This is a genomic window from Pseudomonas sp. LBUM1663, assembly GCF_059695905.1.
In genome coordinates, this window is sequence record NZ_CP166792.1 from 2861250 (window position 1) to 2874759 (window position 13510).

11 protein-coding genes are annotated in these 13510 nt (G+C 59.6%); 4 read left to right on the forward strand and 7 right to left on the reverse strand.

The genetic code is table 11. The annotated features are described in order from the left end of the window. Positions 1 to 10 precede the first annotated feature (10 nt). The 5 genes from ACA075_RS13130 to ACA075_RS13150 form a co-directional block, all read right to left on the reverse strand. The gene (locus tag ACA075_RS13130) at positions 11 to 1078 is read right to left on the reverse strand and encodes a phosphotransferase family protein (protein ID WP_497298855.1); all 1068 of its coding nucleotides are present in this window, start codon (positions 1076 to 1078) and stop codon (positions 11 to 13) included. A gap of 144 nt (positions 1079 to 1222) precedes the next feature. Continuing rightward, positions 1223 to 2188, reverse strand: a complete 966-nt coding sequence (locus ACA075_RS13135) for a 2-hydroxyacid dehydrogenase (RefSeq protein WP_497298856.1) — start codon at positions 2186 to 2188, stop codon at positions 1223 to 1225. A 101-nt stretch (positions 2189 to 2289) separates the two neighbouring features. Next, positions 2290 to 2886: a TetR/AcrR family transcriptional regulator gene (locus ACA075_RS13140; protein ID WP_497298857.1), complete on the reverse strand. Its 597-nt coding sequence runs from the start codon at positions 2884 to 2886 to the stop codon at positions 2290 to 2292. Positions 2887 to 2949: 63 nt separating this feature from the next. After that, positions 2950 to 3870 (reverse strand): DMT family transporter, encoded by a 921-nt coding sequence (locus ACA075_RS13145; protein WP_497298859.1) that lies wholly within the window; start codon positions 3868 to 3870, stop codon positions 2950 to 2952. A gap of 45 nt (positions 3871 to 3915) precedes the next feature. Continuing rightward, positions 3916 to 4299 (reverse strand): tautomerase family protein, encoded by a 384-nt coding sequence (locus ACA075_RS13150; RefSeq protein ID WP_094467717.1) that lies wholly within the window; start codon positions 4297 to 4299, stop codon positions 3916 to 3918. Between the two features lie 377 nt (positions 4300 to 4676). On the opposite strand from ACA075_RS13150, the gene ACA075_RS13155 reads away from it, so the two are divergent. Next, positions 4677 to 5969 (forward strand): serine/threonine transporter, encoded by a 1293-nt coding sequence (locus tag ACA075_RS13155; protein WP_497298860.1) that lies wholly within the window; start codon positions 4677 to 4679, stop codon positions 5967 to 5969. Between the two features lie 273 nt (positions 5970 to 6242). Further along, on the forward strand, positions 6243 to 7904 hold the full coding sequence (locus ACA075_RS13160; protein WP_497298861.1) for a SulP family inorganic anion transporter: 1662 nt from the start codon (positions 6243 to 6245) through the stop codon (positions 7902 to 7904). Between the two features lie 172 nt (positions 7905 to 8076). Here the strand turns inward: ACA075_RS13160 and acnB are convergent, their stop codons facing one another. Next, the gene (gene acnB / locus ACA075_RS13165; RefSeq protein WP_497299246.1) at positions 8077 to 10686 is read right to left on the reverse strand and encodes a bifunctional aconitate hydratase 2/2-methylisocitrate dehydratase; all 2610 of its coding nucleotides are present in this window, start codon (positions 10684 to 10686) and stop codon (positions 8077 to 8079) included. A 408-nt stretch (positions 10687 to 11094) separates the two neighbouring features. Between acnB and ACA075_RS13170 the strand changes: the two genes are divergently transcribed. Next, positions 11095 to 11565 (forward strand): DUF1289 domain-containing protein, encoded by a 471-nt coding sequence (locus ACA075_RS13170; protein ID WP_010459705.1) that lies wholly within the window; start codon positions 11095 to 11097, stop codon positions 11563 to 11565. Positions 11566 to 11721: 156 nt separating this feature from the next. On the opposite strand, the gene uspL is transcribed toward ACA075_RS13170, so the two are convergent. After that, positions 11722 to 12585: a universal stress protein UspL gene (gene uspL, locus ACA075_RS13175; protein WP_497298862.1), complete on the reverse strand. Its 864-nt coding sequence runs from the start codon at positions 12583 to 12585 to the stop codon at positions 11722 to 11724. Positions 12586 to 12746: 161 nt separating this feature from the next. Here uspL and ACA075_RS13180 point away from each other — a divergent pair, with 161 nt between their 5' ends. Continuing rightward, the gene (locus tag ACA075_RS13180) at positions 12747 to 13355 is read left to right on the forward strand and encodes a MiaE family protein (protein WP_105345386.1); all 609 of its coding nucleotides are present in this window, start codon (positions 12747 to 12749) and stop codon (positions 13353 to 13355) included. Positions 13356 to 13510 lie beyond the last annotated feature (155 nt).

Consider the following 13510-nt stretch of genomic DNA (forward strand, 5'->3'; position numbering starts at 1 on the left):
AGCTGCACGATCAGAGGCTGGATTTCGAGATGACTTGCAGGCTCATCTGCTCCAGCAGTTTGTTCATGTGAATGAACTGCGCGAAGCGTTTGTCCTGGGTCTGACCGTGGAAGAAGCGGTAGTAGATCTGCTGCACGATGCCGGCCAGACGGAACAGGCCGTAGGTGTAGTAGAAGTCGAAATTGTCGATCTGGATGCCAGAGCGCTCGGCGTAGTAATCGACGAATTCGCGGCGGGTCAGCATGCCCGGGGCGTGGCTCGGCTGGCGACGCATCAGTTGCACCGGCGCCGGGTCTGCGGCTTCGATCCAGTAGGCGAGGGTGTTGCCGAGGTCCATCAGCGGGTCGCCTAGGGTGGTGAGTTCCCAGTCGAGCACGCCGATGATTTGCATCGGGTTGTTCGGGTCGAGGATCACATTGTCGAAGCGGTAGTCGTTGTGGACGATGCTGGAGGTCGGGTGATCGGCCGGCATCTTGTCGTTGAGCCAGGCCTTGACCGCTTCCCACTTCGGCGCGTCCGGGGTCAGGGCTTTTTCGTAGCGATCACTCCAGCCTTTGATCTGCCGCGACACATAACCTTCGGGCTTGCCCAGGTCGCCCAGGCCGTAGGCCTCGTAGTCGACCCGATGTAGTTCAACGAACTTGTCGATGAAGCTTTTGCACAGGGCTTCGGTTTGCGCCGAGTCCAGGCCCAGTTCCGGCGGCAGTTCGGAGCGCAGGATGATGCCGTTGACCCGTTCCATCACGTAGAACTCGGCGCCGATCACCGATTCGTCGGTGCAGTGCACATAGGCCTTGGGGCAATACGGAAAACCGTCGCGCAGTTGATTGAGGATGCGAAATTCGCGGCCCATGTCGTGTGCGGACTTGGCTTTGTGACCAAACGGCGGCCGACGCAGGACGAACTCCTGCTCCGGGTATTCCAGCAGGTAGGTCAGGTTCGACGCACCGCCTGGAAACTGGCTGATCTGAGGCAAGCCACTCAAGCCCGGAATGTGGGCCTTGAGGTACGGATCGATCAGGCTGGCATCGAGTTCTTCGCCGGTGCGGATACGGGTGGACTGGTCAGTAAGCGCCATGCTTATCCCTTCTGCTTATTCTGGAGGCCTGCGATTATTGGCTAATCTAATGCGCGCACCCGGCACCCACAACCACGAACGGCCCTTATAGGTGAGCGTGTTGCCGGGCAATCATTGCTTTTGATACACCTGTTTGAATGGCCCTCAGGGCACAACGTTGCTCAGTGAGGCCGGCAGGGCAATGGGCGTCAACACGGGACTGCCGGAGAAGAACGCCACCAGGTTGCGCCCCACCAGTTCAACGGTGCCTTGGGTCGCTTCCGGGGACAACCCCGCGACATGCGGCGTCAGGATCACGTTGGTCAGTGCCTTGAATGCATCCGGCACATGAGGCTCGGCATCGAACACATCCAGCGCGGCTCCGGCAATGCGTCGCTGTTCAAGCGCGCTGACCAGGTCTGAGGTGGCGATCACCGAGGCTCGGGCGATGTTCACGACGAACCCCTTGGGGCCCAGGGCGTCGAGGACGTGTTTATTGATCAGGTGTTTGGTGCCCAGGCCGCCGGGCGTGGCAACGATCAAAAAGTCCGAGGCGCGAGCCAGTTCGGTTGGCGTCGAGCAGAAGGTATAAGGGACGTCGCTACGATGCTGGCGGTTGTGGTAACTCACGGTCATGTCGAAGCCGGCGGCGGCGCGTTTGGCGATGGCCATGCCGACCGCGCCGAGGCCAAGGATCCCCAGGCGTTTGCCGGCCAGGGAGGGGCGCATGATCTTCGGCCACTCGCCGCGGCGTACAGCGGCGTCGCAACGGGGAATGTCGCGAACCAGCGCCAGCAACATCGCCATGGCATGGTCGGCGACTGAAGAGGCGTTGACGCCAGCACCATTGGTGACGGTGATGTCCCGGTCGGCGGCGGCTTGCAGGTCGACGTGTTCGTAACCGGCGCCGATCACGCAGATGATTTTGAGGTTGGGCAGAGCGGCAATTTCATCGGCGTACAGGCCCAATGGACCGCGAGTCAGTACCGCATCAATCTGAGGGCCATGCCGTGTGATGGCGGCGGCGCGCTCGGGCGGCGTCGGGGCCAGAATCAGGTGAAAGCCCTGATGTTCGAGAATCGGCAAGTAATCGTTGATGGTTTCAACCAGTACCAGAACGGTTGCAGGCATGCTGGGCTCCTGTGGATATTGAATGTCGGATCTCGAATGTTGCTTCAGATTGCTGATTCCAGAGGAGTTTAGCAACGACCGGGGATTGCACACGCCGTTGATCAGACTGATTCATCTTGCGAGGTCAGAAAATGGCGGGCGGCGTCGAGAATCTCATCGGACAGACCATCCCCGCGTGTAGCGCGAGCCAGGGTCAGCGCACCGACCATCAAGGAATAATCCACCAAGGCTTGTTGGCGATTGGCTTCGGGCTGATCCGAACCCATCAAGGGGGTGAGCATCTGCAGCAAGGCTTCCAGCCCCTGAGTGTAGGTCTGGTGCAAACCGCTTTCGGCGGTTTCATGACACATGTCGCCGGCAAACGCCGTGACCGGGCAGCTTTCGCCCGGATTGTCGCGATTGGCCGCCGACAGGTAGGGCGCAATGATGCTCGTGCGGGCCGAAACGCTGTCATCGTTGGCGTCGATTTTCTGCTTCCAGCGTTCCATCGACTGGGTGAACGCCCGGGTGCAGGCCTCTTTCGCCAGCGCTTCCTTGGAGTCGAAATGACCATAGAACCCGCCATGGGTCAGGCCGGCCGCGCCCATCACGTCAACGACGCTGATCCCGTGCAGGCCGCGCTCGCGAAACAGCCGCGTGGCGGCTTCAACGATGATCTCGCGGTTGAGTTCGGCTTGTTTGCGGGAGACTCGAGGCATGGCGGCTCACAGGTAAGGAAGGTGTTTAGATGACTGGCATCATAAGGAACTGTAGGGCGCGTGTCAGTGAATGACTTTCGCGGCAACAGTCGGCCCGGTCGAAGGATTTTTCTTTCCCGATTGCAGGACGTATACGCCGCCGAGGATCAGCAGCATCGCCAGCAGGTCGAGGCTCTTGATCGGCTCGCCGACCAGCAGCGAGCCGATCAGCAAGGCAATCACCGGCGGTATATAGGTGACGCCCGAAGCGGCAAGGGCGCCGAGCCGTTGCACGATGAAGTAATAAAGGATGTAGGCGACACCGGTGCCGGCCAGCCCCAGGCCCAATATCACACCCGCCAACGCCACCGGGTCCAGCGAGATGCGCGCCATGTCGTGCATGTCGGTGATGAGCGTGATCAGCACCAGGGCGAAACCGATCTGATAGGTCGACAGCGCCAGCGGCGACAAACCCAGCGGCGTGATGAAGCGTCGGGCGTAGACAAACGAGCAGCCGACGCTTAGCGAGCCGGCGATCATGTACAGCACACCGCTGACATCGACACCGGTCGCCAGGCTGTTCCAGGGCCGGGCAATCAGAATCACGCCGACAAAACCAAGGAAGATGCCGAAAGCCGTGCGGGAATTAAGCGGTTCGGCACGCAGGAACAGCCACGCGGTGACGAAGGAAAACAGCGGAATTGCACCGCTGAGCATCCCGGCCACGCTGGACAGCAATAAGGAGGTGCCTTTGGCGAAGGCGTAGTAGTAAATCACCGTCGCCAACAGCGCCATCACCAGGAAATGATGGCTGTAGCGCAGGTGTGACCAACTCAGGCTTCGACGCGCAAGGGCGAATGCCAGGATCGGCAAGAACCCGAACAACACCCGCAGAAACACGATTTGGGTGGGCGTAATCCATTCTGCGGCCCACTTCATGAAAATGAAGTTGGTGCCCCAGATCAGGCCGAGCAGAGCGAACGCGATATACGCGGCCTGTTTCATGAGATGTCCTCCGGGGACCTTGTAAAACGCCAGGTGTGGCGACAATCAGTTGGCGTATTGAGCGATGCCATTGCCGAATGACCAGTTCTCGGGCTTGCCTTCCACCAGATTGATGAAGACATCTTCCAGGCGAACAGCCAGTTCAGCGTTGAGGCTTTCGGCGATGGTTTTGTAGAGCAGTTTTTTCTGCTCGAGGGTGCGGCCTTCCCGCAAAGTGATCTGGATGATCACCAGGTTGTCCGTGCGATTGATGCCCATGTAAACGGGGTCAAAGATGAAGTGGTTCTCGTCGTGTTCGGCGAGGATCTGGAAGTTATCGTTCTCGGGGACGCCAATAGTGGCATGCATGGCAGTGTAGATCAGTTTGCCGATGCGCTTGGCGAAGGTCGGGTCCTGGTTCTTCTTAATATCGACGCGAACGAGTGGCATGGGAGGTCTCCGTAAAAGAGGGCTGCCGGTCAGCAGGTGAATTGAAAATACATGGCGCCAATCCTTTGTTAAATAGATTTGTCAAAACATCTATTTAAAATCCGATCTAAGGCGGCCAAAGGTCGTGTGTGGCGAGAGGGCTTGCCCCCGTTGGGTCGCGAAGCGACCCCAAAAATGGGCCTGCTGCGCAGTCCAACGGGGGCAAGCCCCCTCGCCACAAAGATCTGATCCGCACAACCACTCCTCAGCTAAGTCTTTGCTTCTGTTCATTAATCCCGGACAATCGCGCCCCTGTTTCGGCCAGGGCGCTGCCCGTCGGATTTTTCCGACTCGTCCTGACCGGGTAGCAAATGACCGGAATGCGGAGATCCCATCGGATGAATGATCAGGCCAATAGCGTCGACGAACGCTATGTAGCGGCGACACCAGCGACTCTCACCAGCTGGAATCGCCATGACACCACCTGGATGCTCGGCCTGTTTGGCACGGCCATTGGAGCCGGTACCCTGTTTTTGCCGATCAACGCGGGCCTGGGCGGTTTCTGGCCGTTGCTGATCCTGGCGGTGCTGGCATTCCCCATGACCTTTTATGCGCACCGTGGCCTGACCCGCTTCGTGTTGTCCGGCCGCGAAGGCGCGGACATCACCGAAGTGGTGGAAGAACACTTCGGCATCAAGGCCGGTGCGCTGATCACCTTGCTGTACTTCTTCGCGATCTTCCCGATCCTGCTGATCTACAGCGTGGCCCTGACCAACACCGTGGGCAGTTTCCTCGAGCATCAATTGCACATCATGCCGCCACCGCGCGCCGTGCTGTCGTTGGTGCTGATCCTCGGCCTGTTGGCGGTGGTGCGTTGCGGCGAGCAGGTGATCGTCAAGGCGATGAGCCTGATGGTGTACCCGTTCATTGTGGCGCTGCTGTTCCTCGCGGTGTTCCTGATCCCGCACTGGAACGGCGGCATCCTGGCCACGGCGTCGACCCTGCCTGAACCGTCGGCACTGCTGCACACGCTGTGGCTGGCGATTCCGGTGATGGTGTTCTCGTTCAACCACTCGCCGATCATCTCGGCGTTTGCGGTGGACCAGAAGCGTCGTTACGGCGAACACGCTGAAGAACGCAGCTCGCAGATCCTGTCCCGCGCCCACATCTTGATGGTGGTGATGGTGATGTTCTTCGTCTTCAGCTGCGTGCTGACGCTGTCGCCGGGGCAACTGGCGGAAGCCAAGGCGCAGAACCTGTCGATCCTGTCGTACCTGGCCAACCACTTCAGCAATCCGACCATTGCCTTTGCCGCGCCGTTGATTGCTTTCGTGGCCATTTCCAAGTCGTTCCTGGGCCACTACATCGGCGCCAGCGAAGGCCTCAAAGGCTTGATCGTGAAAAGCGGCAAACGCCCGGCGCCCAAGACGCTGGACCGCATGACCGCCGCGTTCATGCTGGTGGTGTGCTGGATTGTCGCGACCCTGAATCCGAGCATCCTCGGGATGATCGAAACCCTCGGTGGTCCGGTCATTGCGGCAATCCTGTTCCTGATGCCGATGTACGCGATCCGCAAAGTGCCGGCGATGGCGCGCTTCCGAGGCCAGGCGTCCAATGTCTTCGTGACGGCGGTGGGCCTGGTGGCGATTTCGGCGTTGATCTTTTCCCTGAAAGATTCTTTGGGGTTTTGAGAGCGTCATCACGGGCAAGCCCGACTCCCACAGGAATTGCGCAGGACCTGTGGGAGCGTGGCTTGCCGCGATGAACGATAACGCGATCTCACGGAGTTAAAGCTATCAACAAACGCCGCTCATCTCTCGATGGGCGGCGTTTTTTATTGCGTAGAAGGACGCACCCCCTGACCCAGCGCAGCCGTTCCCCGGGATTAGCGGCTAAGCTTGCGGCTGCATCAGCGCGTCGTAGACCGTTTGCCGCAGGATTGCCCCTTTCTCTGGAGACGCTTTATGGCAGATGCCCACGGCGCATCGGTGCAACCCCGTGCCGATCCGCCAAACCGCTGGCTCGACGTTTTGGCCGGTGTGTCGATTGCCGGTTTGTTGTTGCCCGAGGCCGTTGCCTACTCCAGCATTGCGGCGCTGCCGCCCCAGGCCGGGGTGATTGCACTGTTTGCCGGGTTGCTGTGCTACGGACTGTTCGGCACCAGCCGTTTTGCCATTGTTTCCGCGACCTCTTCCTCGGCAGCGGTGCTGGCCGCCGCCACCGCCACGCTGGCCAACGGTGATTCAGGCCTGCGCATGACCCTGGCGATCGGCCTGGTGCTGGTGACCGGTGGTTTCTTCCTGTTGGCCGGGCTGTTCAAACTCGGCAGCGTGACGTCATTTATCGCCAAACCGGTACTGCGCGGCTTCGCATTCGGGCTGGCCGTGACCATCATCCTCAAGCAAGTGGCGAGCATCGTTGACGTGCGCTTGAGCAACGGCAATCTGATCCGTTTCCTGCCGCAATTGCTGGAGCAATGGCCGCAGTGGAATCGGGCTGGCTTGCTAGTCGCAGCGGTGGCTTTGCTGGTGTTGTGGGTGTGCGCACGTTTTCGGCGATTACCGGGAGGCCTGCTGGTGGTGGCACTCGGCATTGCCGCCGGGCAATGGCTGAACCTGCCGTCCTACGGAGTGAAACTGATCGGTGTGATCGACCTGAGCCTTGAAGTGCCCCGGCTGCCGGTGCTGCCGTTTGCGGACTGGCTGCACCTGGGGGAATTGGCGTTTGCCATGGTGATGATTCTGTATGCCGAATCCTATGGATCGATTACCTCGTTTGCACTCAAGCATGGTGACCGGGTTTCCTCGAACCGCGATCTGCTGGCCCTCGGTGCGGCCAATCTGCTGTCAGGCCTGTTCCACGGCATGCCGACCGGCGCCGGTTACTCCGCGACGTCGGCCAATGAGGCGGCCGGTGCCGGTTCACGCCTGGCCGGTGTGGTAGCGGCGGGGGTGGTGTTGCTGATTGTCTTGACCGTGTTGCCCTGGATTGCCTTGACGCCCGAACCGGTGCTGGGCGCCATCGTCATTCATGCACTGGCGCGCGGCTTGAGCCTGCAGCCATTGGGTCGGTATTTCATCTGGCGTCGCGACCGTTTGCTGGTGATCTGCGCGGTGGCCGCCGTGTTGGTGCTTGGCGTGCTGGACGGCTTGCTGGTGGCGGTGGTGATCAGCGTGGTGCTGATGCTCAAACAGATGTCATCGGCAGATATTCAAGTGTTGGGGCAAATGGGTGACGGCCATGATTATGTCGACCTGCAACGTCATCCCGATGCCCGGGCAATCCCGGGCGTGCTGATCGTGAGGCCCAGCGAGGCGCTGTTTTTCGCTAACGTAGAGCGCATTCTGGGCGGCGCACTGCATCTGGCCCGGCACGCGGAGCCGCCGGTGCATACCATCATTCTCAGCCTGGAAGAATCACCGGACCTGGACGGCACCAGCATCGAAGCGCTGGAAGCGTTCTTTTTGCAGGTGCGGGCGCTGGACATGCTGTTGATCCTGGCGCGGCTCAAGCACGAAGCCAAAGCCGTGCTCGCGAAATTACCGACGCAGGAACTGGAGCAGGTGATGCTCAGTGGCTTGAGCGTCGACGGCGCGGTGCAGCAAGCCCTCAATCCATCGCCATAACCTGTGGGAGCGAGCCTGCTCGCGATAGCGGTCTGGCAGCCACATCTATGTCGACTGACAGGCCGCTATCGCGAGCAGGCTCGCTCCCACAAGGGGGAATGTGCGAACCCAGCAGGCATAAAAAAACGCCGCTCATCTCACGATGGGCGGCGTTTTTTATTGCGTTGCAGCGTTAGGCTTGAACGACCGGGATGTTGGCGTTCGCAGCAGCTTCACGGAACTCGGCGATCTGGTCGAAGGACAGGTAGCGGTAAACATCAGCCGCCATGCTGTCGATCTTGCCAGCGTATTCCATGTACTCCTCGACGGTCGGCAGGCGACCCAGGATGGAAGCAACAGACGCCAGCTCGGCCGAGGCCAGGTAGACGTTCGCGCCGTCACCCAGACGGTTCGGGAAGTTACGGGTCGACGTCGACACCACGGTGGAGTTCGGCTCTACACGTGCCTGGTTACCCATGCACAGCGAGCAGCCTGGCATTTCCATGCGTGCGCCGGCCTTGCCGTAGATGCCGTAGTAGCCTTCTTCGGTCAGCTGGTGAGCGTCCATTTTGGTCGGCGGCGACAGCCACAGACGGGTTGGAAGCTGACCTTTGACTTGATCCAGCAGTTTACCGGCAGCGCGGAAGTGACCGATGTTGGTCATGCACGAACCGATGAACACTTCGTCGATCTTCTCGCCAGCAACGCTGGACAGCAGACGGGCGTCGTCCGGATCGTTTGGCGCGCAGAGCACAGGCTCTTTGATGTCGGCCAGGTCGATTTCGATGATTTCAGCGTATTCGGCGTCAGCATCGGCAACCATCAGCTCAGGGTTGGCAACCCAGGCTTCCATCGCTTGAGCGCGACGTTCCAGGGTACGTGCATCGCCGTAGCCTTCGCCGATCATCCAGCGCAGCAGGGTGATGTTGGAGTTCAGGTACTCGGTGATGGAATCTTTCGACAGCTTGATGGTGCAACCGGCAGCCGAACGTTCAGCCGAGGCGTCGGACAGCTCGAAAGCCTGCTCGATGCTCAGGTTGTCCAGGCCTTCGATTTCCAGGATGCGGCCGGAGAAGGCGTTTTTCTTGCCTTTCTTCTCGACGGTCAACAGGCCAGCCTGAATCGCGAAGTAAGGAATGGCGTGAACCAGGTCACGCAGGGTGACGCCCGGTTGCATTTTGCCTTTGAAGCGCACCAGGATCGATTCCGGCATGTCCAGCGGCATAACGCCAGTGGCGGCGGCGAACGCTACCAGGCCAGAGCCGGCCGGGAACGAAATGCCCATCGGGAAACGGGTGTGGGAGTCACCACCGGTGCCGACGGTGTCCGGCAGCAGCATGCGGTTCAGCCAGCTGTGGATGATGCCGTCGCCCGGACGCAGGGAAACGCCGCCGCGGGTCATGATGAAGTCTGGCAGGGTGTGGTGGGTGGTCACGTCGATCGGCTTTGGATAGGCCGCGGTGTGGCAGAAGGACTGCATGACCAGATCGGTCGAGAAGCCCAGGCACGCCAGGTCTTTCAGTTCGTCACGGGTCATTGGACCGGTGGTGTCCTGAGAACCGACGGTGGTCATCTTCGGTTCGCAGTAGGTGCCAGGACGAACGCCTTTGCCTTCTGGCAGACCGCACGCCTTGCCGACCATTTTCTGTGCCAGGGTGAAGCCTTTGCCGGTGTCGACAGGTGCTTCAGGCAGCTTGAACAGGTCGGTAGGGCCAAGGCCCAGTTCGGCGCGAGCCTTGTCGGTCAGGCCGCGGCCGATGATCAGCGGGATACGGCCGCCGGCACGAACTTCGTCCAACAGAACCGGGGTCTTCATTTCGAAGGTGGTCAGGACTTCGTCGGTGCCGTGTTTGCAGACTTTGCCAGCATGCGGGTACAGGTCGATCACGTCGCCCATGTTCATGTTGGTAACGTCGAACTCGATTGGCAGTGCGCCAGCATCTTCCATGGTGTTGTAGAAGATTGGAGCGATCTTGCTGCCGAAGCAGAAACCGCCAGCACGCTTGTTCGGCACGTTAGGAACGTCGTCGCCGAAGAACCACAGCACCGAGTTGGTCGCCGATTTACGCGACGAACCGGTACCGACCACGTCACCGACGTAGGCGATCGGGAAGCCTTGACCGCGCATTTCTTCGATCTGCTTCATCGGACCGGTGACGCCCTGGACGTCAGGCACGATGCCTTCACGGGCCATTTTCAGCATAGCGAGGGCGTGCAGCGGGATGTCCGGGCGGGACCAGGCGTCCGGAGCAGGGGACAGGTCGTCGGTGTTGGTTTCGCCGGTGACCTTGAACACGCGCAGGCTGATCTTGTCGGCCAGCACAGGACGGTTCTTGAACCACTCGCCGTCAGCCCACGACTGAAGCACGCCTTTGGCGTGTTCGTTGCCGTTCTTGGCTTTTTCCGCGACGTCGTGGAATGCATCGAACATCAGCAAGGTGTGCTTGAGTTGAGCGGCAGCAACTGGGGCCAGTTCGGCGCTGTCGAGCAGGTCAACCAGGGTCACGATGTTGTAGCCGCCCTGCATGGTGCCAAGCAGTTCAACAGCGCGTTTCTTGTCGATCAGAGGGGATTTTGCTTCGCCTTTGGCGAGGGCAGACAGGAAACCGGCCTTTACATAGGCTGCTTCGTCCACACCTGGCGGAATGCGATTGGTGATCAGGTCAACGAGGAAAGCTTCTTCGCCAGCCGGAGGATTCTTCAGCAGCTCGACCAGGCCTGCAGTTTGTTCGGCGTTTAGCGGCTGGGGAACGATACCCAGTGCTGCACGCTCTTCGATATGTTTGCGGTAGGCTTCAAGCACAGTTATTACCCTCATCAGTGGTCCCAAATGGGTGTCCGGGACGCTCATCCCGAAATTGCCGTACTCATGCGCTGCGTGGCGTTGTGGGCCACTTAGCCAGAATTACCGGCAATTCCTTACAGAAGCTGCTTTCAAAGTTTTACGCCTGCAGAACGGGGAGCTGATGAGGGTTGGCGTTGGGCTTTTCCCCGCTGGAAAAACCCATCGCCAACTCCGCTCTGAAGGAACGACTGTGCTCGTGACGCTTTGAAAACAGCTTCTAACGGACATTGGCGCCTTAAAAGGCTGGCTGATTCTACGGCAAAAAAAATATAAAGGTAAGTTAGCCCCTGAACTTTGAGGGGTGATGAATGTTAGACAAAGGGCTAACATGCCGGCCTGTTCTGCTTTCCCGTGTTCCCCTGACCTATGCCCAATCAGACCATCAAGACCCCCTGCGTCGGCCTCTGCTCCACTGTTTACGGTGATCTGGTGTGCCGTGGCTGCAAGCGTTTCCACCATGAAGTGATCAACTGGAATGGTTACAACGAGGAGGAAAAGCGCGCGGTGTGGCTGCGTCTTGAGCAGCTGTTGTCCCAGGTGATGGCCAGCAAGCTGGAAATCTTCGATCCCCAGCGCCTGCGCTTGCAACTGGAGCAGCGCAAGATCCGCTTTGTGCCCCATCAATCCGAGTATTGCTGGGCATATCAGCTGATCGCCCGTGGTGCGCGGGTGATCAACAACCTGGAAGCCTACGGGATGGTGTTGATGCCGGAGTTTCGCGACTGGAACCTGCCGGAATTGCGTGACGCCATTGATCGGGAATTCTTTTTGCTGTCGGAGGCGCATTACCAGCGCTACATCGCCCCCGGCTTCCTGAAAGACGCCTTCGGCGGTTGAACACATAACCTGTGGCGAGGGAGCTTGCTCCCGTTCGACTGCGCAGCAGTCGCAAATCGGCCAGTGAGTATTGTCTGAAACACTGCACCGGCTGATTTGGGGTCGCTTCGCAACCCAACGGGAGCAAGCTCCCTCGCCACAAATGCTTGTTGAATCTCAATGCTGAGTCACAATCTCCTCCAGATGATCCATGATCGTATCCGGCTTCAGCACCAGCACATCGCTCTCCACCGCATCCAACACCACCTCCGCCGTATTCCCGATCAACGCCCCGGACAACCCGGACCGCGCAACAGTGCCAATCACCGTCACCGCCGCCTGAAGCTTGTGCACCATGAATGGAATCAACACATCCGCCGGACCTTCCTCGATATGCAGGTGGTCATCATCGATATCGAACTCGGCCTGAAACGATCTGCACTGCTCGCGATAGCGCGCCTCGATGGTTTCGCTGAGCTGCAACGTCGGGTCTGCCGCCGACAGCATCGGTGACGGATGCGCGCTGACCACGTGTAACTTGGCCTTTGCCAGGCTGGCGATGTCGTAACCGTGATCGACGATCGCGGCGTGCAACGTGCGGTGGTCGCCATCGGTATTGCCGACGTCAATGGCCGCGAGAATGACCCCGCCGGTCCAGGGTTTCGAGGTTTTGACGAGCAGCACCGGCGTCGGGCAATAACGCAGCAGTTTCCAGTCCGCCGGGGTCAGCAGCGCTTTTTTCAACGGGCTGTCGGGGTAATGCTGTTTGACCACCAGCCCGCAGCCTTCCGCCTGCTGCACATCGACGATGGTTTCATGCAGGCTCTCATTCCAGGCCTGCTCGGTGGTGACGCTGTAGCCGTCCTCGATCAGGGCTGCCTTGAGCACGCCCAACATGCCGCTATGGTCATGCTTGCGATCGCACACCAGCAGATGCAGATGAGCCTGGGTTACGCCAGCAATCAGTTTGGCCCGTTTGAGCGCCAGGCTTTCCGAGTGTTCGGGTTCGATGACCACCAGGATGCTGCGAATGGCTTGCATGATCGGGATCTCCAGGAAGGTAAAAAATACTGCGTTGGACAACTATAGTTGTTCGTCGCCAACCCGGTACTTGATGCATATCAACGGCGGCGACTGGTGGTCTGGCGGCAGGCCGGTATAATCGGCGCCCTTCGATTCAGACCTTTTATTCCGTGAGCCCCATGATCCTTCCCGAAATTCACGAGTTCCTCGGCTGCCGAACCCCCGATGGCTGGGTCCAGGCCGCGCTTGCCGATCAGGAAACGTTGCTGATCGACCACAAGAACTGTGAGTTCAAGGCGGCCAGCACGGCGTTGAGCCTGATCGCCAAGTATCACTCCCATGTCGACCTGATCAACCTGATGTCGCGCCTGGCCCGGGAAGAGCTGGTGCACCACGAGCAGGTCATGCGCCTGATGAAAAAACGCAAGATCGAACTGCGTCAGCTGTCTGCCGGGCGTTACGCCTCGGGCCTGCGCAAAGTGGTGCGCAGCCACGAGCCGGTCAAGCTGGTGGACACGTTGGTGGTCGGCGCGTTTATCGAAGCCCGCAGCTGCGAGCGTTTCGAGGCACTGGTGCCGCATCTGGACGAAGAACTGGGCAAGTTCTATTTCGGCTTGCTGAAAAGCGAAGCGCGGCATTTCCAGGGTTATCTGAAACTGGCTTACCAGTACGGTGATGCCAAGGACATTGCCCAGGTCATTGACCGGGTCCGCGCTGCCGAGCAGGAGCTGATCGAATCACCGGACGTGGAGTTCCGTTTTCACAGCGGGGTCCCGGCAGCGGCGTGAAGATCTTTGCGTCTTAATTGTTAAAAACTCTTAAGAGTATGAAAGATCACTGAAAACCGGCCCGCGAGGCCGGTTTTTGCTGCCCTTCATCACCGTCCCGTCACCGATTGGCGCCATAATGCCGCCCACTTCACACAAGGGTTGGCAGACAGTCG